28 protein-coding genes are annotated in these 23638 nt (G+C 42.3%); 17 read left to right on the top strand and 11 right to left on the bottom strand.

Annotated elements, in window-relative coordinates:
- Positions 1-47: 47 nt before the first annotated feature.
- The 5 genes from speB to RE474_RS06020 all read right to left on the bottom strand — a co-directional run bounded on the left by speB (position 48) and on the right by RE474_RS06020 (position 4377).
- Positions 48-917, bottom strand: a complete 870-nt coding sequence (speB, locus tag RE474_RS06040; protein ID WP_309312066.1) for an agmatinase — start codon at positions 915-917, stop codon at positions 48-50.
- 40 nt (positions 918-957) lie between these two features.
- Positions 958-1341 carry a translation initiation factor IF-5A gene (locus tag RE474_RS06035; RefSeq protein WP_309312065.1) on the bottom strand — a complete coding sequence of 128 codons (384 nt, stop codon included), beginning with the start codon at positions 1339-1341 and terminating at the stop codon, positions 958-960.
- Positions 1342-1553: 212 nt separating this feature from the next.
- Complete coding sequence (locus RE474_RS06030; RefSeq protein WP_309312064.1) at positions 1554-3233, bottom strand: aldehyde ferredoxin oxidoreductase family protein; 1680 nt, start codon at positions 3231-3233, stop codon at positions 1554-1556.
- 60 nt (positions 3234-3293) lie between these two features.
- Entirely contained in the window at positions 3294-3659 is a 366-nt protein-coding gene (locus RE474_RS06025; protein WP_309312063.1) for a methylated-DNA--[protein]-cysteine S-methyltransferase, read from the bottom strand.
- Positions 3652-4377 (bottom strand): matrixin family metalloprotease, encoded by a 726-nt coding sequence (locus RE474_RS06020; RefSeq protein WP_309312062.1) that lies wholly within the window; start codon positions 4375-4377, stop codon positions 3652-3654. Before RE474_RS06020 ends, RE474_RS06025 begins: the two co-directional genes overlap by 8 nt.
- Positions 4378-4486: 109 nt before the next feature.
- On the opposite strand from RE474_RS06020, the gene RE474_RS06015 reads away from it, so the two are divergent.
- The 9 genes from RE474_RS06015 (at position 4487) to RE474_RS05975 (ending at position 12941) form a co-directional block, all read left to right on the top strand.
- Complete coding sequence (locus RE474_RS06015; protein WP_309312061.1) at positions 4487-5305, top strand: HAD family hydrolase; 819 nt, start codon at positions 4487-4489, stop codon at positions 5303-5305.
- A 250-nt stretch (positions 5306-5555) separates the two neighbouring features.
- Positions 5556-7166, top strand: coding sequence for a methyl coenzyme M reductase system, component A2 (gene atwA, locus RE474_RS06010; protein ID WP_309312060.1), 1611 nt, complete (start codon positions 5556-5558; stop codon positions 7164-7166).
- Between the two features lie 41 nt (positions 7167-7207).
- The gene (gene mmp3 / locus RE474_RS06005) at positions 7208-8743 is read left to right on the top strand and encodes a methyl-coenzyme M reductase-associated protein Mmp3 (protein WP_309312210.1); all 1536 of its coding nucleotides are present in this window, start codon (positions 7208-7210) and stop codon (positions 8741-8743) included.
- Positions 8744-8745: 2 nt separating this feature from the next.
- Complete coding sequence (locus RE474_RS06000) at positions 8746-9180, top strand: methanogenesis marker 6 protein (protein ID WP_309312059.1); 435 nt, start codon at positions 8746-8748, stop codon at positions 9178-9180.
- Positions 9181-9189: 9 nt separating this feature from the next.
- Complete coding sequence (locus RE474_RS05995; RefSeq protein ID WP_309312058.1) at positions 9190-9660, top strand: methanogenesis marker 5 protein; 471 nt, start codon at positions 9190-9192, stop codon at positions 9658-9660.
- On the top strand, positions 9657-10898 hold the full coding sequence (locus RE474_RS05990) for a methanogenesis marker 15 protein (RefSeq protein ID WP_309312057.1): 1242 nt from the start codon (positions 9657-9659) through the stop codon (positions 10896-10898). Before RE474_RS05995 ends, RE474_RS05990 begins: the two co-directional genes overlap by 4 nt.
- Before the next feature lie 4 nt (positions 10899-10902).
- The gene (locus RE474_RS05985; RefSeq protein WP_309312056.1) at positions 10903-11499 is read left to right on the top strand and encodes a methanogenesis marker 17 protein; all 597 of its coding nucleotides are present in this window, start codon (positions 10903-10905) and stop codon (positions 11497-11499) included.
- Positions 11499-12437, top strand: a complete 939-nt coding sequence (locus RE474_RS05980) for a methanogenesis marker 7 protein (protein WP_309312055.1) — start codon at positions 11499-11501, stop codon at positions 12435-12437. The genes RE474_RS05985 and RE474_RS05980 overlap by 1 nt, the downstream gene beginning before the upstream one ends.
- A gap of 36 nt (positions 12438-12473) precedes the next feature.
- Positions 12474-12941: a carboxymuconolactone decarboxylase family protein gene (locus tag RE474_RS05975; RefSeq protein ID WP_309312054.1), complete on the top strand. Its 468-nt coding sequence runs from the start codon at positions 12474-12476 to the stop codon at positions 12939-12941.
- A gap of 101 nt (positions 12942-13042) precedes the next feature.
- Here RE474_RS05975 and RE474_RS05970 read toward each other — a convergent pair whose 3' ends face one another.
- A complete protein-coding gene (locus RE474_RS05970; RefSeq protein ID WP_309312053.1) occupies positions 13043-13978 on the bottom strand; it encodes a presenilin family intramembrane aspartyl protease PSH in 936 nt (311 codons plus the stop codon).
- Positions 13979-14127: 149 nt separating this feature from the next.
- Here RE474_RS05970 and RE474_RS05965 point away from each other — a divergent pair, with 149 nt between their 5' ends.
- The 3 genes from RE474_RS05965 (at position 14128) to fen (ending at position 15917) form a co-directional block, all read left to right on the top strand.
- Positions 14128-14451 (top strand): hypothetical protein, encoded by a 324-nt coding sequence (locus RE474_RS05965; RefSeq protein WP_309312052.1) that lies wholly within the window; start codon positions 14128-14130, stop codon positions 14449-14451.
- A gap of 102 nt (positions 14452-14553) precedes the next feature.
- Positions 14554-14868 (top strand): hypothetical protein, encoded by a 315-nt coding sequence (locus RE474_RS05960; RefSeq protein ID WP_309312051.1) that lies wholly within the window; start codon positions 14554-14556, stop codon positions 14866-14868.
- A 32-nt stretch (positions 14869-14900) separates the two neighbouring features.
- A complete protein-coding gene (fen, locus tag RE474_RS05955; RefSeq protein ID WP_309312050.1) occupies positions 14901-15917 on the top strand; it encodes a flap endonuclease-1 in 1017 nt (338 codons plus the stop codon).
- Positions 15918-15957: 40 nt separating this feature from the next.
- Here the strand turns inward: fen and gpmI are convergent, their stop codons facing one another.
- The 3 genes from gpmI to RE474_RS05940 all read right to left on the bottom strand — a co-directional run bounded on the left by gpmI (position 15958) and on the right by RE474_RS05940 (position 19445).
- Positions 15958-17505 (bottom strand): 2,3-bisphosphoglycerate-independent phosphoglycerate mutase, encoded by a 1548-nt coding sequence (gene gpmI, locus RE474_RS05950; protein WP_309312049.1) that lies wholly within the window; start codon positions 17503-17505, stop codon positions 15958-15960.
- Positions 17506-17552: 47 nt separating this feature from the next.
- On the bottom strand, positions 17553-18989 hold the full coding sequence (locus RE474_RS05945; protein ID WP_309312048.1) for an MATE family efflux transporter: 1437 nt from the start codon (positions 18987-18989) through the stop codon (positions 17553-17555).
- A 126-nt stretch (positions 18990-19115) separates the two neighbouring features.
- A complete protein-coding gene (locus RE474_RS05940) occupies positions 19116-19445 on the bottom strand; it encodes a hypothetical protein (RefSeq protein WP_309312047.1) in 330 nt (109 codons plus the stop codon).
- Positions 19446-19638: 193 nt separating this feature from the next.
- Between RE474_RS05940 and msrB the strand changes: the two genes are divergently transcribed.
- Positions 19639-20046 (top strand): peptide-methionine (R)-S-oxide reductase MsrB, encoded by a 408-nt coding sequence (gene msrB / locus RE474_RS05935; protein WP_309312046.1) that lies wholly within the window; start codon positions 19639-19641, stop codon positions 20044-20046.
- A 28-nt stretch (positions 20047-20074) separates the two neighbouring features.
- Here the strand turns inward: msrB and RE474_RS05930 are convergent, their stop codons facing one another.
- A complete protein-coding gene (locus RE474_RS05930) occupies positions 20075-20488 on the bottom strand; it encodes a cupredoxin domain-containing protein (RefSeq protein WP_309312045.1) in 414 nt (137 codons plus the stop codon).
- 113 nt (positions 20489-20601) lie between these two features.
- Between RE474_RS05930 and RE474_RS05925 the strand changes: the two genes are divergently transcribed.
- Positions 20602-20889 (top strand): DUF1294 domain-containing protein, encoded by a 288-nt coding sequence (locus RE474_RS05925; protein ID WP_309312044.1) that lies wholly within the window; start codon positions 20602-20604, stop codon positions 20887-20889.
- Between the two features lie 9 nt (positions 20890-20898).
- Here RE474_RS05925 and RE474_RS05920 read toward each other — a convergent pair whose 3' ends face one another.
- Positions 20899-21258, bottom strand: coding sequence for a carboxymuconolactone decarboxylase family protein (locus RE474_RS05920; RefSeq protein WP_309312043.1), 360 nt, complete (start codon positions 21256-21258; stop codon positions 20899-20901).
- A gap of 103 nt (positions 21259-21361) precedes the next feature.
- Between RE474_RS05920 and RE474_RS05915 the strand changes: the two genes are divergently transcribed.
- From RE474_RS05915 to RE474_RS05905, 3 genes are all read left to right on the top strand, one after another.
- A complete protein-coding gene (locus RE474_RS05915) occupies positions 21362-21832 on the top strand; it encodes a GIY-YIG nuclease family protein (RefSeq protein WP_309312042.1) in 471 nt (156 codons plus the stop codon).
- Positions 21833-21897: 65 nt separating this feature from the next.
- Complete coding sequence (locus RE474_RS05910; protein ID WP_309312041.1) at positions 21898-22941, top strand: DUF2278 family protein; 1044 nt, start codon at positions 21898-21900, stop codon at positions 22939-22941.
- 252 nt (positions 22942-23193) lie between these two features.
- The gene (locus tag RE474_RS05905; protein ID WP_309312040.1) at positions 23194-23634 is read left to right on the top strand and encodes a hypothetical protein; all 441 of its coding nucleotides are present in this window, start codon (positions 23194-23196) and stop codon (positions 23632-23634) included.
- Positions 23635-23638: the final 4 nt, after the last annotated feature.

Below are 23638 nucleotides of genomic sequence, written 5' to 3'. Positions count from 1 at the left end.
TACAAATGAGTGTGAAGACGGGAATTTATACCTGATTTTCTGTAGTTTTATCTCTCACTTGCAGCATGGGCAGCAATGAATTCCCTGAGAAGTTTTGTTCCCAGAAGTGCGCTTATTCCGTTATCATATTCCGGGGAGATTTCCACAACATCAAATCCAATGGAAATTGGTGCCAGGGCACGTATAACTTCACGCACATCAATGTCTGTAAGTCCGAAAGGTTCAGGTGTGCCAAGACCTGGTGCGTATGCAGGGTCAATTGCATCCATATCGAGTGACAGGTAGATCTTCTTGCAACCGAGATATTCTTTAACCTCGGAAATTACCTGTTTTATTCCGATTTCACGGACATCGTCTGCGGTGTAGTATTTGATGCCGTTCTCTTTAGCATATACCCATTCCTCTTTGGGTCCGCTACGAACACCAATGGTCACATAGGTATCTGTGATATCATCGCGAACGTGTCTGGATACACATGCATGGTTGTTCCTGATACCTCCATATTCTTCCCGGAGGTCGAAGTGTGCGTCCATAACAACAAAGCCAATATCTTCACCGGCTTCCTCTGCACATGCTTTTACACATGAATAAGTAAGAGAGTGTTCTCCTCCCATCATAATGGGAATTTTTCCGTCTTTTACAATGGGCCTGACTGCATAATACAGGTCTTCGAGCGTTTCGTCAACTGAAGAATAAGGCTCAAGATTTCCGATATCGTGAATGAGCAGGTCTTCAAAATCAACATCGAAATGCTGGTTATATTTTTCGAAATTCACTGAGGCTTTCCTCATTGCATCAGGAGCCCAGCGACTTCCTGGCCTGAATGATGATGTAGCATCAAAAGGGACACCGAATATTACATACCTTGCAGTCTCATAGTCTGCAAAAGCATCCATCATATCAGGTTTGTAAAACATAAATTTAGTAATAAAAAAAGATAAGAAAAGTTAGGTTCGATCATCTGAGATCGAACTTCATCTTGCCGAGTGCAGTGAGGAATGAAACCTCTTCTCCTTCCTTTATCCTTTCCTTGTACTCGTCAGGGATCTTCATTTCAAAGGTTGAGAAGTCGCCCATGTCCATGAGCTGTGCAACATCGCCTGCAATTGAAAGGACCTGTGCGTTCTTTCTCTCTACGACCGGGACGTAGATCTTGTCAGATACAGGACCTACAATTGATCTCTTCTGGTTGTCAAAAAGTCCGATAACATCGATTCTTGCCTTTGCTGAACCGTGTTTACCTGGCTTGGACTTGGATATGCTCTTGATGACGCAGGCCTCGTCGTCTACGATGACGTACTTGCCTTCTTTAAGTTCTTTAACTTCAACTTGTATTTTCACTTAAAATCCTCCATAATCGTAATAATTATTTATGAGCTTAAAAGGTCTAAAGGGTATAACTTCTAATGCTATATATGAACTTAACCTTTGATTCCGCATTAATAGGAGGTTATAATAGAAGAATCTGATATAAATGTGTTTATATCTTTCTCATATGTCTTGTTGCGCAGAAGAGTCAGATTTGTGTTTTTCTTCGTAAATCCCGAGTTCTTTCAGTGTATTCTCTTCCGGTATACCTCAACATTCCATCCTCTGAAATGGTAATAGTCCAGAATAGTCTTTTCAAACTCGCTTTTATCAATATCACCATTCTCAAAGAATCTCTCAGGAAGCGTGTCATCTTCGGATGTGATGCCTGCTTTTAGATTGAACATTCTTTCCATATTGAATATTCTTTCACCAACTCTTAGCAGTTCTTCGGCAGAATAGTTCTCTCCGGTCAGATTGTTCAGCATTGAGGCAAAATCAACTTCCCCTACTGCAAGCATTGTGAACGGACACATCACAAGGGAATCAATTACTGCTGTAAGGTCCTGGAAATATAACACAAGAGCAGCTTTTCCATCAAACTTGTCTCTCTCAAGAAGCATGGGTTTTCCCATTATCTCCGGACCTGCCATAAATGCGCTTAAATGTGAGCCGCCTGTGTTTGATGTAGCATAGGCAATGGCCATACCTTTGATTTCCCTGGGGTCGTATCCTGGGATTCCAAGACCTTTCACTGAGGTGTCACATTCCTCTTTTCCAGTGGAATGTAGGTAATCATGAGTGCCTTTACACACGTAATGCGTTCCTTCTCCTATCTCCATGGTAATTTCTTTTACCTTTTCCATTGTGATCCAGGGCTTTATTTCCATATAAGCTGCAATTGCAGCTCCCACAGAAATAGGATCCAGTCCGTAATCAAGGCAGAGACTATCAAGTTCCCTGACAAGATGGATATCATCATTTCCGATGTTCGATCCCAAAGCCCATATTGAATCATAATCAGGAACAGGTTTTCCATCCGGGTCGGTTCGCTTGCAACCAATGGGGCACGAGTAACAGGGTGCTTCCTTTAAATGAAAAGTATTGTTGAGTTCCTCACCTGAAAGTTTGTCTGCATTATGGAATTTTTTTTCACGGAAATTCATTGCTGGCAGGGTTCCCATATAATTCAGAAGGTCTGCAATTACGGAACTGCCATATTTTTTGAGTCCTTTGGAAGCAGGAGGGCTTGCGATCAGCAGTTTATTTGCCTTCTCAACAATCTCTTCAAACTCATCAGGTTTTGCAACTTCTATTTTATTAGTGCCTTTGACAACGATAGCTTTGAGGTTTTTTGAACCTGCAACAGCTCCATGTCCGCCACGACCACTGGTATATAAGCGATCATTCACGATATTTGCCATGCTGACTAAAGTTTCTCCGGCCCTACCTATGCATGCAACCTTTCCCTTATCTTCAAGAAGGGTTGTTGTTTCAGCAGTATTTTTTCCCCAGAGATGCTCAGCAGGTAATATTTCCACTTCATCATCGTAGATACTGATATACACAGGCTTTTCAGCTTTGCCTGTTATCACAAGGGCATCAATGCCTGCAAATTTGAGTTCCGCTCCAAAATAGCCACCAACATTTGTGCTGAAAATTGTTGATGTGAGCGGAGACTTACATGTGATAGAAAAATGCCCGGACATTGGGACTGATGTCCCTGTAAGCGGTCCGGTGGTAAGTATAAGGGGATTTTCAGGGCTTAGCGGATCTATTTCAGGGTTGGCAAAGTCCTGCATAAGTCTGCATCCAAGACCACGCCCACCTATAAATTGCTCAGCATACACTTTTTTAGTTCTTGTTTCTGTGACCGAGTTGTTGCCCAGGTCAATGATAACTGTTCTTCCAGTCCATCCGTACATGTTTAACCCCCTGCGTATTTCTTCCAACCCACCATCTGCATGTATTATCTTTTTCATCATTTATTTTCTTTTGCAGTTCGCTTCCATTTCAAGCATTTTTCTCTTGAGCTCAACCTTCTCTCCACAAGTTTCACCACAAAATCCTCCGATGCCGGAAGATGCAACAACACGGTGGCATGGTATGATTATCGGATACGGGTTTTTGGCAACAGCGGAACCCACTGCTCTGGCAGCGCCATTTCTTCCAACCCTAGAGGCAAGTTCCTGATATGTTATAGTTTCACCATAAGGGATCTTCCTCACTTCTTCCAGGACTTCACGCTGGAATTGTGTGAGTCCCGAAAGATCAACTTCGCAGTCTGAAAAATCAATGATTTCTCCGCCAAAATATCGCAGGATTGCCTGGAAGATAGTCATATCATTCATTTTTCTTTTCTCCTTCAGGATTGCTGAACACCTCATCTTCCAGTTTTTTTCTTTGTTTTTTATACCGGAGCCACCCGGTTCCATGATATGAAACTATAAGGGCTGCTACAATCAACAGAGCCAGAAGCACATAGCGAGTGGAATTGAAGAGCAGTGGATTGAGATTATCCCTGCGGTCATATTTCGGATACATGATGTCGTTTCTGTCATTGCTGTGCCCAAGTCCCAGTGCATGTCCAATTTCATGTGCTGCTATGTCTTCCATGGAACTGTCGCCATATTGTCGCCATGCATAACCTTCGTAATTTCCTGCTTCAAGAACAATATCCACTCTTTCAAATTGTCCGTTCACGATATATGGTCTGGTAAATCCTGCAATCCCATCTGCTGAGCCTGCATCCTTTTCAAGATTATCCACCCACATTATCAGTATGTCAGCATTATCCGTATCAAGTACCTGAAACTCAGGCTGGAACCCTAACTGTCCGTTCCCTCCGTTTTCCCAGTATTTGATGGCATTCAATACATCTTCTTTATAAGTGGGGCTGTAATGCTCCGGTACGTCAGTGTCATCAATATAAACTGTAATGGGTCTGTGGTCCCAGGGCTGTGATAATATTACCGGTTCGTTATTATCTGTATGTCGCATACCCTCAAAAGCAAGAGCAAGCAAAATAATAACTATCAGGACCTTTATGGCCAAGTTAGTTCTGCTCATTGGTGTTCTGAAATAGTTTCTGTTTGCTTATTAGTTATTTGGCAGTCTGTATTGCCATGAATCTGCAGTAAAGGAGTAAACGTATATTTGATGAATCCTATCACAATTCATGAAAAAACGTGTTGCTGTTGTCTTTGACAGTGCCGGGACACTGTTACATATGTATCGTGTTGCAAAGGACATGAGCAATGGCTCAGTGCTGGAAGATATACAGACAACTCTTTTAGTTGCGGAGAAAGCCAACAGGGCACTTGTGATTTTGCGTACCCGCTTTGACGAATTATGGCAATGTTCCCCTGACCTTGAGCTTCGTGAGTTCATAGATATGTACAATGTTCCTCTGGGAATAAGTTGTTCAAGCAGCCCTTTCAAACTGGAAGATGTTTACAGTATAATTCGTGGGAATAATGTAAAAGTTAGGGATATCTATGATGTGGTTTCACACGTGAAGGGCCGCTGTCCTGAAATCTCCTATATTGCAGCAGGTCTTGTAGTTGATTCCCTGGAATCTCAGGTTCCTTATGTTCTTAGCACAGGCGGAAGGATGTATTCCAGCACTTTAGAGACCATCAATACTGTCAGGGAACTTGGTGTTGATATTTTCATAGCTTCAGGAGACGACGCCCAAAATCTTCAGGTACTTGCTTCTTCTCTCTCAATCCCCATGAAACGTGTTTTCGCAGTTGCCACAACGCATGATAAAGAACGTATTGTGAAAAACCTGAAAAATGACCATGATATTGTTATCATGGTGGGCGACGGCATGAACGATATACTTGCATTAAGGGCGGCCGATGTTGGAATTCTAACTTCGCAGCAAGGGGATGAGCGTCCCCAGGTGTTGATGGATTCTGCGGACATTATCATCGGCAATATCATCGATGTAGTGGACATTATAAGGAATATTGATGAATCGGTCACTTCGTAAAATCAATATGTAGCTGCTGTTTTTAGAAGTTAACAGCGCGAAGCAGATGCGTTATGTTTATGTATTGAGTTCAATAATCCAACAGTAATTCTTTAAAAAAGATCGCTAAAAACTTGTTATCAGGTCTGCATGGGTTCCAGCAGAGCTAGTTTTGTGCGCAGTCTACAAAACCGTTAAGTAATTTGAGTAGATATGCATATCATTATTAGTGAAACAGGACTCCTATGCACCCCTGGGCGGAGGAAATCAAATGGCATTATTCATTGAAGTCAAAAACCTGACACTTGAATTTGATGGTGTCAAAGTTCTCAAAGATATAAACCTGACCATCAACGAGGGAGAAGTTCTCGGTATCCTTGGTAGGAGCGGTTCAGGCAAAACAGTATTGATGCACGTCCTGCGTGGTGTTGAAGAGTACGAAGGTATTAGCGGAGAGGTAATCTACCATCTCGCAAGATGTGAGAAGTGCGGACATATGGAGCCGCCAAGTAAAGCAGGACAACAGTGTCCTATATGTGGTGATACCCTCAAACCTTTCGAAGCTGATTTCATTAAACTTTCCTTACATGATGCTGACAGACGTGAGATTACCAAGAGGATCGCAATCATGCTCCAGCGTACATTTGCGCTGTATGGTGATGACAGGGTCATAACCAATGTAGTAAACTCACTGACAGAGATCGGTGTTAACAGTGAGACGGCTGTTTCCCGTGCAATGGAGTTACTGGAAAAGGTTCAGCTCTCTCACCGTATGATGCACGTTGCACGTGACCTTAGTGGTGGTGAAAAACAGAGAGTAGTACTTGCCCGTCAGCTTGTAAGAAACCCTATGCTTCTCATAGCCGACGAACCAACCGGTACACTTGACCCAAGGACCGCAGACATAGTCCACGATGTTATTGCAAAGGCAGTAAAGGACTACAACATGACAATGGTCATTACTTCCCACTGGTCTGAGGTAGTTGAAGATCTTGCAGACAAGGCTATTATTCTTGAAGATGGTGCAATTGTCAGGGAAGGTGCACCTTCTGAAGTTGCAAAAGAGTTCATGGAAATGGTCTGCACTGTGGAAAAGAAGTGTGACGTTGTTGTAGGTGATCCGCTTATAAAGGTAGACAACCTTGTGAAGAAGTACATTTCAGTAAGCAGGGGTGTTGTTTACGCCGTTAATGATATTTCCTTTGATGTAAAAGAAGGAGAGATCTTCGGTCTTGCAGGTACAAGTGGTGCCGGAAAGACCACAACATCAGAAGTTCTCATGGGTATTGTATCGCCAACCAGCGGTGACGTACAGGTACGTGTCGGTGAAGAATGGATCGATATGAAAAAGCCCGGACCCGAATGCAGAGGACGTGCAGTTAAGTACATGGGAATACTGCACCAGGAATATGGTCTTTACATACACAGGACTATCATTGACAATCTTACTGAATCCATAGGAATTGACCTTCCATACGAGCTTGCTGTCAGAAAAGCTATCAATACGCTGATTGCGACCGGATTTACCGAAGAGAAGGCAAAATCTATATTATCAAAGATGTCAGATGAGATTAGTGAAGGTGAAAGACACAGGGTTGCACTTGCCCAGATCCTGATGAAGGAACCTAATATCATTATAATGGACGAACCAACGGGAACAATGGACCCGTTCACAAAGAAAGAGGTCACAAAATCTATTCTGGAAGCACGTGAGAAGATGGGCGACACATTCGTCATTGTATCTCACGATATGGACTTCCTTGAAGAGATATGTGACCGTGTAGCTCTTATGAGGCATGGAAAGATTGTCAGTATCGGTGAACCAAAAGCTGTTCTGGCAGAGCTTACCGAAGAAGAGCGCATGGAAGCAGCAGAGACATGACATTTTAGACATATACGGAGGAGTTTGGCACGAGTGGCGAAATAACGGTAGAGATCAACGGACAGGAACTGAAATTACCCGAAAGTTCGACCCTTGAGGACGCTATAAAGGTGTCAAACGCCCCTTACAAAAAGGGTACAGCGATTGGTATTCTTATAGAGAAGGAAGACCAGAGATCACAGGCTTCAAAAGAATACCTTGTGAAAACATCAAAAGGTGAGTTCAAAATAGAGCTCCTTGATGAATCTTCTCCTTCTTCCAAACGCTGGATTTCTATTTTTAAAGATCTTACAGAACTTCCTGTGCGATGGACAAACAAGGATGTACTTGCCTTTGGTCCTTTCAGCACAGATATGGAACCTGCACGTGGAAATTCCGATATGGAAAGGTTCACAATGCTTTTTGGTGCAGGTGGTGGCGATGCTGCCAATACTCACCTTATCGTGAGTAAGACACGTCACTCCGCAGAATACGGTGCACCTGAGGAAGGTGTGTTTGCAAGACTGATAAGCGGAAAACATGTAATTTCAGACCTTGACAGGGGAGACAGGATATTATCTATCGAGCCGGTTGTCGAATGGGAAAAAGTAGGAGAACACATTTCTACGACTGATCTTTCAACAAAACTTGAAGATGGTTTCCGCATTTTCACTTACATCAAGATCGAGATAGACCAACTGGCTCCGGAAGGTGCAGAGTTCTTCTTTGCAGTAACAAAGGATGGCACGTTCCATATTGATTATCTTTCAACTTCATTTATATCCGATCACAGGTTCCAGGGTGAATTGGTAACATACGAAAACTTCGAAGCACGTTCAACAGGTTCTGTGTTTGTGAGAACTGTGGGATACGGTGCCGGTAAACTTTTCATTTCAACTGATGCACGCACCTCATCTATCATGCATTCTGTGATAGGTCATGTTGTGCAGGGAATAGAACTTGCAAGAATAGCAGAAAAAGGCCAGAAAGTTATGGTTGAGTCCGTTCCGGACCGGATTATGCTTCTTGGAATGACCAATGCAGAAGCAGAAGCGCAAATGGCTCAGAAGGACATTGAAGTTACCAGGGCTGGCTATACCGGTGATGATGGTTTCATTGTAAAACAGTCTCCTTCAACCTCTATTGAGATCCTGCAAGAAAAGAAAGTAACAGTACAGGGCGTTGACCCTGAGATGCTTGTAAAGATCGAGCTTTACGATGATCTTGCTCCAAAGACCCTTGATTTCTTCAGGCATGCAGTTGGTCTTCAATACGACCCGGTAGGTTTACTTCCTGTGATGATGACCTACGAGAACACCTATATCTTCAAGGCTGAAAAGCCTGCAGAATCCTATAAGGAGATCTTCCCGGAGAACACTCCGGCAAAGGCAATTGCAGGTGAGATTGGTGTTACCAACCAGGCTGCAAAGAGAGCTGGAATGATAGGTGTCAAGTTAGCTGATGATGACCTGTTCGGTCCGACCGGCGAGAGACTTGGAAACACCAACATTATCGGAAAGATACTGGACCCTGAGAAACTCAGACATTTCAAGGATGGCGATCAAATGTATGTCTTAGAGAGCAGCAAGGAGGAATGAGAATGGCCGAAGAGAACAATGATGTCATAACAAAACTTGTTGTTACAAGTTCTGACAGTGTGCTGCCAATCGATGCTGCCATGAAAATATATGAATCCAGTACTGATATCGTCATCAAGGAAACATGTTTCGGGACAATGGTCACAGGTCCGAGAGAGGCTGTAAACAAAGTAGTAAAAGAGATCGTTGATCTTGATAAGAATCATATTTTCGTAAAAGAGAGAGGTTTCCCTCCGGGTGACGACAGGCGTTGCCGTGCATCCCGCGGAGGAGGTACGAGACCTGGTTTCTATTTCCTCAAGGAAGAAGCAATGATGCTTCCGATGATAGGCAATGCGCTTGACAAATACGATAAACATGTTCCGCTTAAAGAGATAGAACACAAGAAGAAACTTGGAGTGAAAGACCTCCAGGATATAGTTGAATCCAGCTTATGAGGCAATACCATGGCTAAAGTTATCATATACCCTACAAACAGTCTGATCCTTTCTGACCTGGTGCAGAGGTTCGGTCATACACCACTGGCAATGATGGAAAAGATAAAGGAAAAGGTCACGACCGTTGGTGTTGATTCACCACCCATGAATATTACAGCAGAGGAGCCAAAGCATGGTCTCAAATACGCGGCTGTTGAAGTTCCTGCAGGTGTCAGGGGCAGGATGGCTATAGTAGGCCCGATGATCGAAGAGGCGGAAGCCGGTATCATTGTGGGCGAATCTCCAATGGCCTTTGGTTGCATGGGGTGTGCCCGTACAAACGAACTTACCAAGTATCTTATCAGAAGCCGTGAAATGCCACTTCTTGAACTGGAATTTCCAAAAGATGATGATGAAGGACAGGAATTCGTTTACAAGATCGCAGAGTTTTTGAAATCACTTGATGAAGTCAAAGGAGAATCAGAGGAGGCAACAGAATGAATGATGAAGCTGTTGTAAAAGTGGCACTTGTATCATGTGGTTCCGAGTACGCAGGTGTTCACGGGGAACTGGAATCTGTAGCTTCAAGTGTTAACGCTAAACTTGTCTATCCTGAAATAGAGATTGATGTTCTTGATGATATTGGCAAGGATTTCGGTATTGAGGCAGCAAGCCCTGATCTTCGCCTGATGATGGCAAGGGCAAAGGCTGTTGTAGAAGGGCTCTCTGATGTAGACGGTGTTTTTATCACATCATGTTTCAGGTGTGCAGAGGCAGCGATTGTCAGAAATGAGGTCCGCCGTTACATCAACAAGCATTCTGAGCTTCCGGTTATCAGTTATTCATTTACAGAGCGTACAACTGCAGCAACACTGCTGACACGTATGGAAGCTCTCACAACTATCGCAAGACGCAGACACCTGCTTGCAAGGGAAAAGCAGAGTGGGCTGACTGCAGGTATTGACTCCGGTTCCACAACTACCAAGGCTGTTGTCATGAGGGACAACGAGATCATTGGTTCAGGCTGGGTACCTACTATCAAGGTAATTGACAGCGCCACAGAGGCTTTCAATCAGGCACTTGAAGAAGCCGGTGTCAAGCAGGAGGATATTCAGGCGATCGGTACTACTGGTTATGGTCGTTTCCTTATTGGTGAATACTTTGGTGCCAAGCTTATCCAGGAAGAGATAACTGTCAACTCAAAGGGTGCCGTTTATCTTGCTGACACACAGAAAGGTCATGCAACTGTAATTGATATCGGTGGAATGGACAACAAAGCCATATCCGTTGATGATGGAATTCCCGGCATGTTTACCATGGGAGGTATCTGTGCAGGTGCATCAGGTCGTTTCCTTGATATGACTGCAAAGAGGCTCGGTGTCGATATTACAGAACTTGGTGCCCTTGCGGTAAAAGGAATGGAACAGAATGTCGATATGAACAGTTACTGTATCGTTTTCGGTATCCAGTCACTTGTAAACTCACTTGCAAAGGGTTCAACACCTGAGGATGTTGCAGCAGCGGCATGTCACAGTGTCGTTGAGCAGATATTTGAACAGCAGCTTCAGGAAGTCGATGTAAAGGAACCGCTTATCCTTGTAGGAGGTTCATCTCTGATCGAAGGAGTTCCAAAGGCTCTTGGTGAGCTGCTACATATCAATGTTCTCGTACCACCGAACTCCCACCTTATCGGTGCTGTAGGAAGTGCTTTACTGGCCTCAGGATACGTGGAGGAGTAATTCTATGGAACCTCTTGAGACTTTCGTTGTGGAGTCCACGGTACCGGAAGAGGGCGATGCCTACAAGAGCATAGTTGCGGACATTATCACTGAACTGGTACTTGGCGCTGCTATTGGAAGAATAAAAGTGAGAGTTAGACCCGAGGACTCTCTTTTCCTCATGGCTATAATTCTCAGAGGCAGCCAGCCAAAAGTCAAAGTATCCGATATGGGCAGTGTTGATGTTACAAATCATATTACAAAGGAAGTCACTATTTCAATTGAACAGGAAAAATACCTTCCACAATTACTTGAACAACTCTGGGCAAAATACGGACGTGCGGGTGTACGCCAGCCTGAAAGAAAGACCCTGATTATGACCGTGGAAGATCTGGATGAAGATGTGGAATTCCTGAAGAACCTTGTTGTTGCAGACCCTCAGAAGACTCTTCAGTCCAGACTTGTTGAAATGGCTATCCGTGCAACACCGGAAGGTTTCAGAGTGCGTTATCATTCAATGGACAAGCATGTTTTTGTTTTCGCTGCAACCGAGGATATTCTCAAGAAAGAATGGATACAGGAAGCGCAGGATATTGCAAAGGAACTTCAGGAGGATGAATAATGGCAGCAGTTCTTGAACCTTATATTTATGTGGGTGGAATTCACCAGCACACACTCATCACTGAACTCCTGGAAGACCTCGGAGGTTATCTCATTCAGAAAGTTCCTGCAGCCACTGAAGTTACCCTTGTGATGCTCATCCCAAGGGAGGATGTCCATCTGATCGAGGAACTTGGAAAGAAACTTCTCGGCAAACTGGAACGCGCTCCCCTTACCGGAACAGAGATAGCTGTTGTTTCTCCGACTCTTGCATCCCATCACCTTCCGCATTCGGCATGTGATGTAGCGGAATTCATGCGCAGAGGTGGTGCAAACACCAATATGATCGGTCTTGCAAGAGGTATGGGTAGGAGAGTATCACTTTCTGATAACTATGAGAGGAAGCTCATTAATGAGCATGATCTTGCTGTATTCTCATTCGGTACTTTTGCTGATTGTATCAAGAACAAGAAACCAAAGCTTCTTGAAGGTGTGACAGTCCCGAAGATCGTTGCAGGAGGCCCTCTTAACATAAAGACCGAAGAAGTCGCTGGTGCCGATCTCTATGTTGGCGGTATCGGCAGGGTTGCCCATCGTATGAGAAAACCCGGAGAGCTCAGTTCGCTTGATGTTTTGCTGGAGAAGGTTGTGGAAGTTGTGGAGAAGATGCGTGAGGACCTTGCAAAGGACCCACTTGCAGTACTTCCGCCAAGGGTAATGAAAGAGATACATGAACAGATCCCTGAGATATTTGATGTATTCTCACCTGCGCCTGTAACTCTTCAGCTTGACGGGCTGCGAGTGAAACTTCCGTATGATGTGTTTCATGAAAGGGTGGAGAATCTTGAATTTGATGAAGGTGTAAGGCTTTCTGATATGGCGACCATCACAAAATCCCGTATGAAAAATTATATATTGGTCAAGATCAAACGTGAATCTGAGGTTGGATTCACAGCGTAAAGCTCGATTAAACGTTTGAACTTATTCGGGGTTACTATGGAACTTGAAAAAATCAAAGAGCTTCTCGACAAAGAGCCGAAGGAGGCTGTAGACGAAATTCTGGCAGATGTCGAGAAAAGATATGGAGAAATTCCTTATATTACTAATTTTATGAAGGATATGCCGGAAATTTTCATATCGAGAATGATCTACGAGAACAGTGTTATGCGTGAATTCAAGCGTATGGACCCTAAGACCGTGGAACTTATCAGTATAGCAGTAGCATCGGCACTTCGCTGCGAGCATTGCCTGAATACCCATGTAAGGGTTGCAAAAAGGCTGGGTGTGTCTAAAGAGGAGATATTCGATTCTGTTCTCATAGCCAGCAGTGTGTCAACAGCAGCTGTCCTTGCAGAAGGTACTCGTTCTGTAGATAATGTTTTCGCTGATGAGAAACAGGATGTTGCTTCATCTGCGAATTGTTCCATATGTAATATTAATTCTGAGCTTCCTGAGGAAGACTGAATTTTTTCTTTTCGTTTCTCTTAACATCGTGTGGGAAAACTTAGTTTACCCACACAATATTGAGGAGATCCTTCTTTTCTTGAAGAACTTTAAAAAAGAGATTAGTAGAGTGGTGCTCCGCTGAGCAGCACTCCTGCTAAATATCCTAATATTACTCCGCTGTTGAGGAATGGAAGGCCTGCCTGTGGTTTTCCCTTCATGACCAGTATGCTCAGGGCCATAAATCCTATTACTGTTCCTACCATTGCACCAAGAGCAGGATAGGATATGAATCCAATTGATGCGATTGTAATGTTTTGTTCAAGAGCTTTCTGTACAAGGAACACATTTGCTGAAACAACAAGTATCGTTGGCATTATGGCATCTCCAAGTCCCATGAAGAATGCTTCCTTTTCCTTTCCTTCTTCCTTTTTGAGTGAATCCTCAATGAAAGAGTACTTCAGATGTTTTGGGATCACAAAGAGAATTGGAAGGTGAAGGTCCATCACGCCTTCTGCAAGGTCTATCATGTGTTTTGTCTTATAGACAGAGATTGCGTCATAGACTGCAAGCAGTGAAAGAAGCACAATAACCGGCAGGATAGACAGCGAAATTCCAAATATTGCACTGGCTCCCGCTCCAATGATAAGTCCTACTATATCGATGATATACCATTCAGGGAATTTGTAGAGCAGTATTGTGAGTATGGCAGCTACAAGACCTGAAGCTATGTTGTTTGTCATGACAGATATGTCAACAAGTGAAAGCAGTGCGTAGAACACATAATACATGGTGGCTCCGACAGCAAGCAGAATTACTAGTTGTATTATCCATTCCATATTCTTTTTGATAGCCAGCAGCAAAAAGCCGGTAAATACAAGAATAACGCCTATGTAGTAAATGGCGTTTGAAGTTGAGTCAGGGTTTTCAAAAGCCTGCATGTCATTTGCATTCATTGGCGCAGCCAGAAGCAGTGCCGTGATCTGTACTAACAATATAATGCCCACCATAACAAGCATTGGAACGTAATCTTTGATTACCGTCTTTTCAGAACTCAACTCAGCAACTCCCAATATATAAATAAGCGAATAATATATTATGCTGTATAGTAAATACTCTGTTCAGTATTTAAGTAATTCTCTTTTAAAAAAATAGAGTTAAATAATATAAATAGCAAAAAAGCCCATATTAATAATGAGGGAACAGAATGGAAACCAGAGATATATTATTCTCAGTTGTAATGGTTGTGTCTTCTTTTGTACTTACATATGAATGGCTTGGTAGATTCAAATACAGTTCTGCAAATGCTTTGATCATACTTTCTGCAATGGTAATGGTTGGTGCGCTGGCAGCTATGATCCTTTTGGTAGATATGCGTCTGCGTAAGATCGATAATATGCTTGAAGCAAAAGAGCGTTCTTTAAGGATCAATGTTCAAAGTGTTGAAAACAACCTGGATTCACGGATGAATGAGGTTCTCATCAAGATGGATGAAGTGATGGACTCAATGGATAGGAAAAGGTACAGGTAATTTGTTATCATAATGATGATGTCATTCAAAGCTCCGAAAACCATATTAACTAGATTGTAGTAGATTGATGAGAATTATTTTCTATCTATAAGAGGTGCGTATATGCGCATTAATTTAGAACCAATTGGTATTATCAAAAAAGCCGGGAAATGTTCTGAGATTCTTATCTACTCTGACTTTGAGCAACTTGTGAAGAACATGATGTCAAAGTTAGGCAAGAACGAGACCGATCAACATAGTCTAGTGGTGGTACACAAAAATAGAGACTCTAACGATCTCCACCAGGTACAGATTACTAAAACACACTTAATTGACAGGGTAGGGAATATCCTTAAAGTCGGAAAGATCGATGCAAACGATGATTCTGTAATCGATGTAAGACTTGAATGCAATGGATTCATAACAACTGAAGCCTGAAGGTTTCAATAATCAAAATATTACGATTCTTTATGGGTGTTGATATAGGAGAGCTCCTAAAAAGGAGCACGATCGAAGTATCTGACCTTTCTTTAAACGTTGTGGCGATAGACGCCTTTAATACACTTTATCAATTCTTAAGTATCATCCGGCAGAGAGATGGCACTCCCCTGAAAGATTCTCAGGGAAATGTCACATCACATCTGTCCGGCATTCTTTACAGGATGACCAACATAGTTGAAGCCGGAGTAAAACCTGTTTTTGTTTTCGATGGCAAGCCCCCTGAGTTCAAATCATCGACTATACAGAAACGTACTGAAAGACGTGAAAAAGCAAAAGCCAATTATGAACTGGCTAAAGAAGAAGGTCTTGCTGAAGAAGCATATAAATATGCCCAGGCATCTGCTAGGGTTGATGCAACAATTGTTGAGGATTCAAAGAAACTGCTGAGTGCAATGGGTATTCCTTATGTGGATGCCCCCTCAGAAGGTGAAGCACAGGCAGCTTACATGGTCAAAAAAGGAGATGCTGACAGGATAGCATCACAGGATTACGATTCACTGCTTTTCGGTTCTCCTAAAGTTGTCAGGAACCTGACGGTTTCAGGTAAGAGAAAATTACCAAAGAAGAACATCTACGTGGATGTCAAACCTGAACTCATTGACCTTAAAGAAAACCTGGATGAAATGGGAATTAACCAGTCACAACTTATCGATATTGCTCTTTGTGTAGGTACCGATTATAATGATGGTATCGAGGGTGTTGGTCCAAAGACAGCTCTCAAACTAGTAAAAGAACATGGCAGCATAGAGAACATCCTTCTGGAAAAAGGTCTGGAAATCGAGAATCTTGAAGGAATCAAAGAGTTTTTCAAATCCCCGCCGGTAACCGATGATTATTCTCTTAAATGGAAAAAGCCTGATTCCTCAGCGGTAGTATCATTTCTCTGCGGAGAACATGATTTCTCAGAGGACAGGGTTACAAAGGCTCTGGAACGCCTCGAAGCTTCTTCCGGAAGCGGCCAGAGCACCCTTGACAAATGGTTCTAGATCTAAATTCTAGAACACAATTTTAGCTTAGTTTTTAGATTCAATTGTTTTTCGAGATAAGTGTAACTCCTGTCATCTCAACAGGCTGTTCTATTTTCATTATCTCAAGCATGGTTGGTGCAAGATCGGAAAGCTTACCATCATGCAACTTTGCTCCTTCCGGACCATTCACAAGAACACACCTTACAGGATTAGATGTGTGTGCAGTGTGTGGCTTGCCGGTTTGGTAATCGATCATCTTCTCGGCATTGCCATGGTCTGCTGTTATAAGCGCAGCTCCGCCTTTTTCGATTATTGCATCGATAATTTTTCCAACACACTTATCCACAGCTTCGATCGCCTTGATCGCAGCATCCACAATTCCTGTGTGACCTACCATATCCATGTTGGCAAAATTGAGAATTATAGCGTCATATTTTCCAGACTGTATCCTGTCCACAAGTTGCTCAGTGACCTCATATGCGCTCATTTCAGGTTTAAGGTCATATGTAGCTACATCCGGTGAAGATACAAGACATCTGTCCTCTCCTTCATTTTCTTTTTCAACACCACCGTTGAAGAAGAATGTAACGTGGGCATACTTTTCAGTCTCAGCTATACGAAGCTGTTTTTTGTGATTCTTGCTCAGGACTTCTCCAAGTGTATTGGTAATGGTCTCCGGTGGGAATGCAATTGGAACATCCAGCTTCTCATCATATTCTGCCATGCACACATAGTGAACTTTTGGCCTTACCTTTCTCTCAAAACCATCAAAATCATCGTGCACAAATGCATAAGTCATCTGTCTTGCCCTGTCAGGACGGAAATTGAAAAAGATTACTGAATCTCCATCTTTTACGGTTGCCACAGGTTTACCATCAGCATCTGTTATGACAGTGGGCTTTACAAATTCATCATTCTCGCCTCTCTCATAAGCCTGACTCACTGCTGAAACAGCATCTTCTGCAAGGATACCTTCACCAAGTGTGAGTGCATCGTATGCCAGTTTTATACGCTCCCAGCGCTTGTCACGGTCCATTGCATAATACCTGCCGCTTACAGTTGCAGTTTTTGCAATGCCTGTGCTTTTGCAGAATTCCTCATGTGCTTTCATGTCATCAAGCGCAGTCTGGGGTGGCACATCCCTGCCATCGAGGAATGTGTGAATGTAAACTCTTTCAACACCTTCATTCTTTGCCATTTCCACAAGTGCTCTCATGTGGTCCATGTGACTGTGCACGCCTCCGTATGAGAATAGTCCCATAAGGTGCAGTGCTGAGTTTTTCTTCTTCACATTTTCCATGGCTTCAAGAAAGACCTGGTTTTTGAAAAAAGAACCTTCTTTTATGTCTTTATTAATGCGTGTGAGATCCTGGTAGATTATTCTGCCAGCACCGATGTTCAGGTGACCTACCTCTGAGTTCCCCATCTGTCCCTCAGGTAATCCTACGCCCTCACCTGAAACCTGTAATAAGCATGATGGGTATTTTTCCACAAGTGAATCAAGCACCGGGGTGTTTGCATCCATTACTGCATTTCCTTTTTCTTCGGTGGTGTAACCCCAGCCGTCAAGTATCATAAGTAAAAGTGGTCCATTCTCATATGACATGAATTCTGAATTGTTCCGATGCCTTTTAAATGCATTGTATCGGTCAATCAGGAACCATTTTCAAGCCTTGTGAGAATCCTGAATTCTCTCAGCACCAACACAAATGTAAGCATGAATGACAGGCTGTCTGATAGTGGAAACGCCAGCCACACACCTGTAAGCTGGAAGAAATGTGGAAGGATTATAACCAGTGGTATTAGGAACAATAATTGTCTGCTCATTGCAAGGATGAAAGATGGTAAAGCTTTTCCAATGGCCTGGTAAAGTGATGAGCCAACAACCTGGAATCCCACAAGCGGAAGTGCAAGTATCATTATTCTTGTGGCAGATGCTCCCGAGGATATCAGTTGCTCGTCTGATGTGAATATGCCAAAGAGCTGCCCCGGAAATGCAAGGAGCACAATAAAACCGACAACTGCCATAGTAGTAGTTACCATCATGGAGAGTTTCACAGATTCCATAACTCTTGAAAAGTTCCTGGCACCGTAGTTGAAACCAACAATGGGCTGTAGTCCCTGAACGATACCGTACATTGGCATGAAGGTGAACATAAAAAGGCGGTTAACAACACCAAAGATTGCAATAGAGACATCTCCTCCGCCATATATCAGAAGTATATTGTTCAGTACTATTACTACAAGACTACTGGATGCGTTTCTTGCCAGAGGTCCCAGTCCTATGGAAATGCTTTCAAAAGCAATATCCAGTCTTGGTCTGAGATTCTTCAAATGGAAACGAAGGCTGGAGTTTCCGGAAGCAAAGTACCATATAAGAAAGATCGCTCCGGTTGCCTGTGCAATAATTGTCGCAATGGCTGCACCTTTTACGCCAAGTCCTAAACCATGCAGATATAGTGGCTGGATGACGATTCCCAATTTGTCTGCCAGGAAATTTAATTCAATGTATCCGGATTTGAAAATGAATAACGGATCAAGAATAACATTTACAAGAGCTGAGATAAGCATTGTGTACATTGCAACCTTGGCATTCCCTTCAGAACGCACGACATTGTTCATGGCAAGTGCGAACATGAAGAACACTGACCCGTGCAATATGACGGTCATATATTCAGTGGCATATGGCAGAATCGTGTCCGTTGCTCCAAATAATTTCAGAAGAGGTGTAAGGTAAATGCTGCCTGCAATGATGATGAATGCGCTCATGATAAGGACAAGTGACAGTACGTTTCCCATCACATTCTCTGCTCTATCCTGATTTCCCTCACCAAGACTACGTGATATCATGGAAGCTCCACCAATGCCAATGGCCAGTGAAATTGCCATGATCAACATCATTATCGGGAAAGCAATGGATATTCCGGCAATTCCCTGGATGCTGTTCTCACCGAGTGCCTGACCTACAAAAACAGTATCCACAATGTTGTACAGGGCCTGTACCAGCATTCCCACTGTGGCAGGTGCGGATAATTTGAAAAGGAGCTTGCCTATGTTCTCGTCAGCTAAGAGTTTACTTCTTTCATGCAATGAGTATGCCTTCTTCCCTGAAAAGGGATGCAACTAATAGATGAAATAGGTGTATTTATCCCTTTTCTTCCGTTTTTTCTGTTAATGTTAGTTGTGATTTGTTGGGAAGATAGTTCTTATTTCTGGTTATGCTGTCCTTATGTGCTTAAGCATAAGGTTGAACATAAGCAGGAGGTTGCTTTCAAAGAAGATGATATCACAATTACTTCTGTCTCTTTTATTTGCCCTCAGCAATGTAAATTCAAGATCTTTTTCCGCTTCCATACGAATTCTGAAAAAAGGATCCAGACTTTCTTTTCTCTCTTTTGCGATTGTTCTTGCAACAGAAAAAGGATCCAGGTATTTGTTAACCCAGCAGTTGAGCTCACTACTGTAACCTGCAGAAAGAGCCATATTCTTTATTCTCTTCAATGCTGTCTGCTTGTTGTCTTCATAGTAGTTAATCCAATCCGACATGTTATTTCCCCTATGATTTTACCCAAATATTTATCCCAAATGCTGAACACAATATTGTGATTTTGTTCAACATTATTTATTCTCTCATAAATAATATTTATATTTATCTGTTTATTTTATATGATGATTATTATTTTTTACACCACGACAGCTTTTTATCTAACATCTGCGCCATTTTAATGGGAGTTTAAATATGTCAGATAAGTCAGATACTATTGAAAAGTCAGACGAGAAGTGGAAAGAAATACTGACAAAAGATCAGTTCATAGTATTGAGGCAAAAAGGCACAGAAGCCGCTTTTACTGGAAAATACTATGCAAATAAGGAAAAAGGGATTTATCACTGTGCAGCCTGCGGTCAGGAATTGTTCAGTTCAGATGCAAAATATGATTCCGGTACTGGATGGCCAAGTTTTTTCAAACCGATTAGCGATGATAAAATCTCACTGAAAGAGGATCGCAGTCATTTCATGGAAAGGACAGAGGTTGTCTGCAGCCGGTGTGGAAGTCACCTTGGTCATGTTTTTGACGATGGTCCAGAACCTACCGGCAAGAGATATTGTATGAATTCCATTTCACTGGACTTTAAAAAAGAAGAGTAAAGTAGTGATCGAAGGTTTGCACCTCTGTTCAGTTGACTGTGGCTGTAAGGGTCATGTCAGGATAGTCCACAACACTGAATGTGTAGGTACCACTTTCGGTGAAAGTATAATTGTATGTGTCGTGAACGTACATCTCCTGGTCTTCGAAGAGGCCATCATCACTAACAAGTACAAAGGTGTTCTGTGGTTTGTAATTTGTCCATACCAGTGTGTCTCCTCTGTTGATTTCTATTTCTGAAGGTTTCATCATACCATAGTATTCCATTCTGATACCATAGTCAATCCCGTCACCAACTACATCTGTGGCTTCTGCAACATCCTCTGTTGTCGCGTCCTCTATCTGCTCATCAGTTGCAGCGTTATCTGCATTGTCGGCACATCCACTGACAAGTACGCCTGCAAGCATAAGTATTGTAATTAATATCAAACACTTTTTTGTCATATTATACCACCCCATTTCTGAGTTTTAGTTCTACAAAAAAACCATTTTTCTCAGGTAATGAGTCCATATTCCATACCCGGTAAATTTATACAGCTTATAGTGAAATAAAGGCTATGGAAACATCCTTTATAATTGTTATGTATTTGCTGCTGGTAAATATCATCGGATTTTACCTGATGTGGTCAGATAAAAGAAAAGCAAAAAAAAGCGCATTCAGGATTCCTGAAAAAACCCTGTTCACAGTTGCTATAATAGGTGGCAGCATTGGTTCCATTGCAGGAATGTACCGTTTCCGTCATAAGACAAAGCATTCATCTTTCACAATAGGTATGCCTCTTATACTGTTGATCCAGATGTATGTATTGATCAGGTTCTTGCTGCCATTATATGCTTTAAGCTGAAACGGAAGTTCAGAACTCCAGTCTTTCCATCTCTTTCAGGACTTCAGGAGTGAAATTGGTGAAATTCTGTATGCCACCGGTCCAGGCTGCTATCATCATAACATCCTTTATTTCCTGTGCTGTTACGCCATATTTCTTAAGTCTCTGGAGGATTTTCACAGCACTTTTTGTTTTCTGGTTTGAGCATGCGATTGCAAATACCAGAAGATGTTTCTGTTTCTTGGAAAGGCCGCCTTCTCTTTCTTCCCATACGGAATTGTAAAAACCTGCAACAGCATCTGCGAAATTATCGTCCATTTTTTTTGCATAGCTCACAGCCCTTGGCTGGAAACCTTTCACATCTTTTGCTTCCTTTATTTCATCTGGCATTTGTTATTCCCTTCTTTTGATTCTCTGTTTTTTGTAACCTTCAGATCTATCAATGAAGATTTGGCAGGAAACGATTTAATGTTTTCTTTGCCCTTTATTTAGTATGCAGGACAAGAGGGATTTCCCGGATATTTCTGAAAAAGGTGTTTACTGTCTCATATTCAGGAATGGAAACAGTGTTCTTGATGCAGGTAGCCTTAAAAATATTGAATTTTCTAAGGGTTACCATGTATATGTCGGTTCTGCGCTTGGAAGTGGCGGTCTCAAAAGGCTGAAACGACACGTGCTGCTTTCATTAGAGAAAAACAAAAAACCACGCTGGCACGTTGATTATCTTTCGTTTTCACATGAATTCGAACTTATATCAGTGATATATGCAATTACTGATAAGCAGGTTGAATGTGAACTTGCAGGAAGATTGGAATCTAGTTTTAACGATCATATCCGTGGCTTTGGAGCAGGGGATTGTGGCTGTTCTTCTCACCTTTTTTACAGTAAAAAACGTCCTTTGATTTTAATAAAAGATGCATTTAATGCAGTAGAATTAAAATCAAAAGTTGTTCATTTTGTATAACCTACTCATCAACTTGGAAATAAAACACAGAAAAGTTTTAATTCAGGCGCAGAGTAAGTTTCACTATGTCTCTTGAAAATTATGGGATATTGAAAGGGAAGCCGAAAGACTGGAAAAAAGGCAAGGGCAGGAATGCTCATTTCCAGATACTTGTTGATGATGGAAAAAACGAACACCGTGTGGCTGTAAATGTAAATTCCAGGGTGGCTCCGTCTGAGTTGCTTTATTTTGTCGATGATAATTTCATTAATCCTATAATTGAAAATCTCCCTCAACTTGAAATGGGATACAGGAAAGTTGCCCGGTCTTCAAGAAACCTGCGACAGGATTATGTCCGTGGAGGACTTTTTGATACCTCAAAAATGGTGCCCTTGGAATGTGATATTCCCAGTCCTTCCAATGATCTTAATGAACTTATCCAGAAGTATGTTGAGAAAGCTGCTGACATGGATGGCGGCATGCTCTATGCTTTTGGAGAAAGATGGGGTCCGGAGACATTTTTACCCGACAGCTTCTTTGGATTCAGACCCGGAAGCGGTATCCATGATATTCACATGAACCAGGGTAATTCAGAGAAATGGCAGGATGATGATGCACCGTACCAGGACGGCGGTTTGCTTATCCACTTGCCAGAAGAGAACCGCTGGATTGCAATTTTCCTGGCATTCCAGTCACAGTGCTTCAACACCGATGATACGACAGGTCACTGTTTACCTGATGCCCCTGTACAAAAAGTCCCTGAAACTTCATCTCAAACATGTGATGTAGAAGAACCGGAGTCTATTGAGGTCGGTTCTGTTGTTATAGTGGGTGCTCTTGTAAATCCTGATGGAGTTGATTCAGGCAAGGAATCCGTGACACTTTTCAATGCTTCCCCGAGTCCAGTTGCTATTGACGGCTGGTCTATTCAGGATGGTTCAGGCCGCAGATCAATGCTTAGGGGCGAGATCCGTGAAGGAGCGGGAACAAGAATATTGTTCTCAGGTAAGGGTGTTAAGTTGTCCAACAGCGGTGGAACCATAAGCCTCTTTGATAATCAGGATAACCTTATGCATGAAGTGAAGTACGGCAGCAGGGAGGTTCGAGCCGGCTGGACTATTGTATTCTGATACTTACTGTTTTCCTTTTCCTTTTTTACCTGATTACTATGTCTTTTTAGGCAGGCTTATTTTGTATTCTAATTATGTTTTTTCATATTTTTCACATATAACTAAAAATATGCAAAACAGTTTTATATTTTGTTACATATATTCGCAATGTAATTTCAAATGTTCTTTCTTAATATTTTATCAAAAGAGATTGAATTTGTTTGAATGAAATTCCGCTGCAGCTGGTTAAGGGTAAAACAGGAGAGATACAAAATGACAGGACAACTAGAAAATACAGAACTTACCGGAACTATGACTGCCGTACACAATGACATTATGGCGCATATTGGCATTACTGATACCCAGTTAGAGAAATTGATAAAGCTGTCTCAGGAAGAAGTACTACTAGGAGCAACAAAGGACATCACTTTCAAACTCAATGTCAAGAATGGAAAAGGTCACCAGTCAGTTTCCCAGACTACAGCATGGGTCACTATCTCCGGCAACTTTGAGATCACATCTCCTGATGAAGGCACCTGGGATATTGTTGTTAAAGATGGCAGCAGCACAATCCTGGATAAAAAAGGTGTCAAAAAAGGTGATAAGATCAGTTTCAAACATAAGACTGGTTTTAAGGCCAATATTTCACTTGATGTTAAATGGAGTGAAGCCAAAGACACAACACTTATTGCTAAAATTCATGCATCTTACTAAAAAG

It is taken from the genome of Methanolobus sediminis, from assembly GCF_031312595.1.
GTDB classification, from domain to species: Archaea; Halobacteriota; Methanosarcinia; order Methanosarcinales; family Methanosarcinaceae; genus Methanolobus; species Methanolobus sediminis.
The sequence above is the reverse complement of the archived record's forward strand: the minus strand, read 5'-3'. Positions and strand labels throughout refer to the sequence as shown.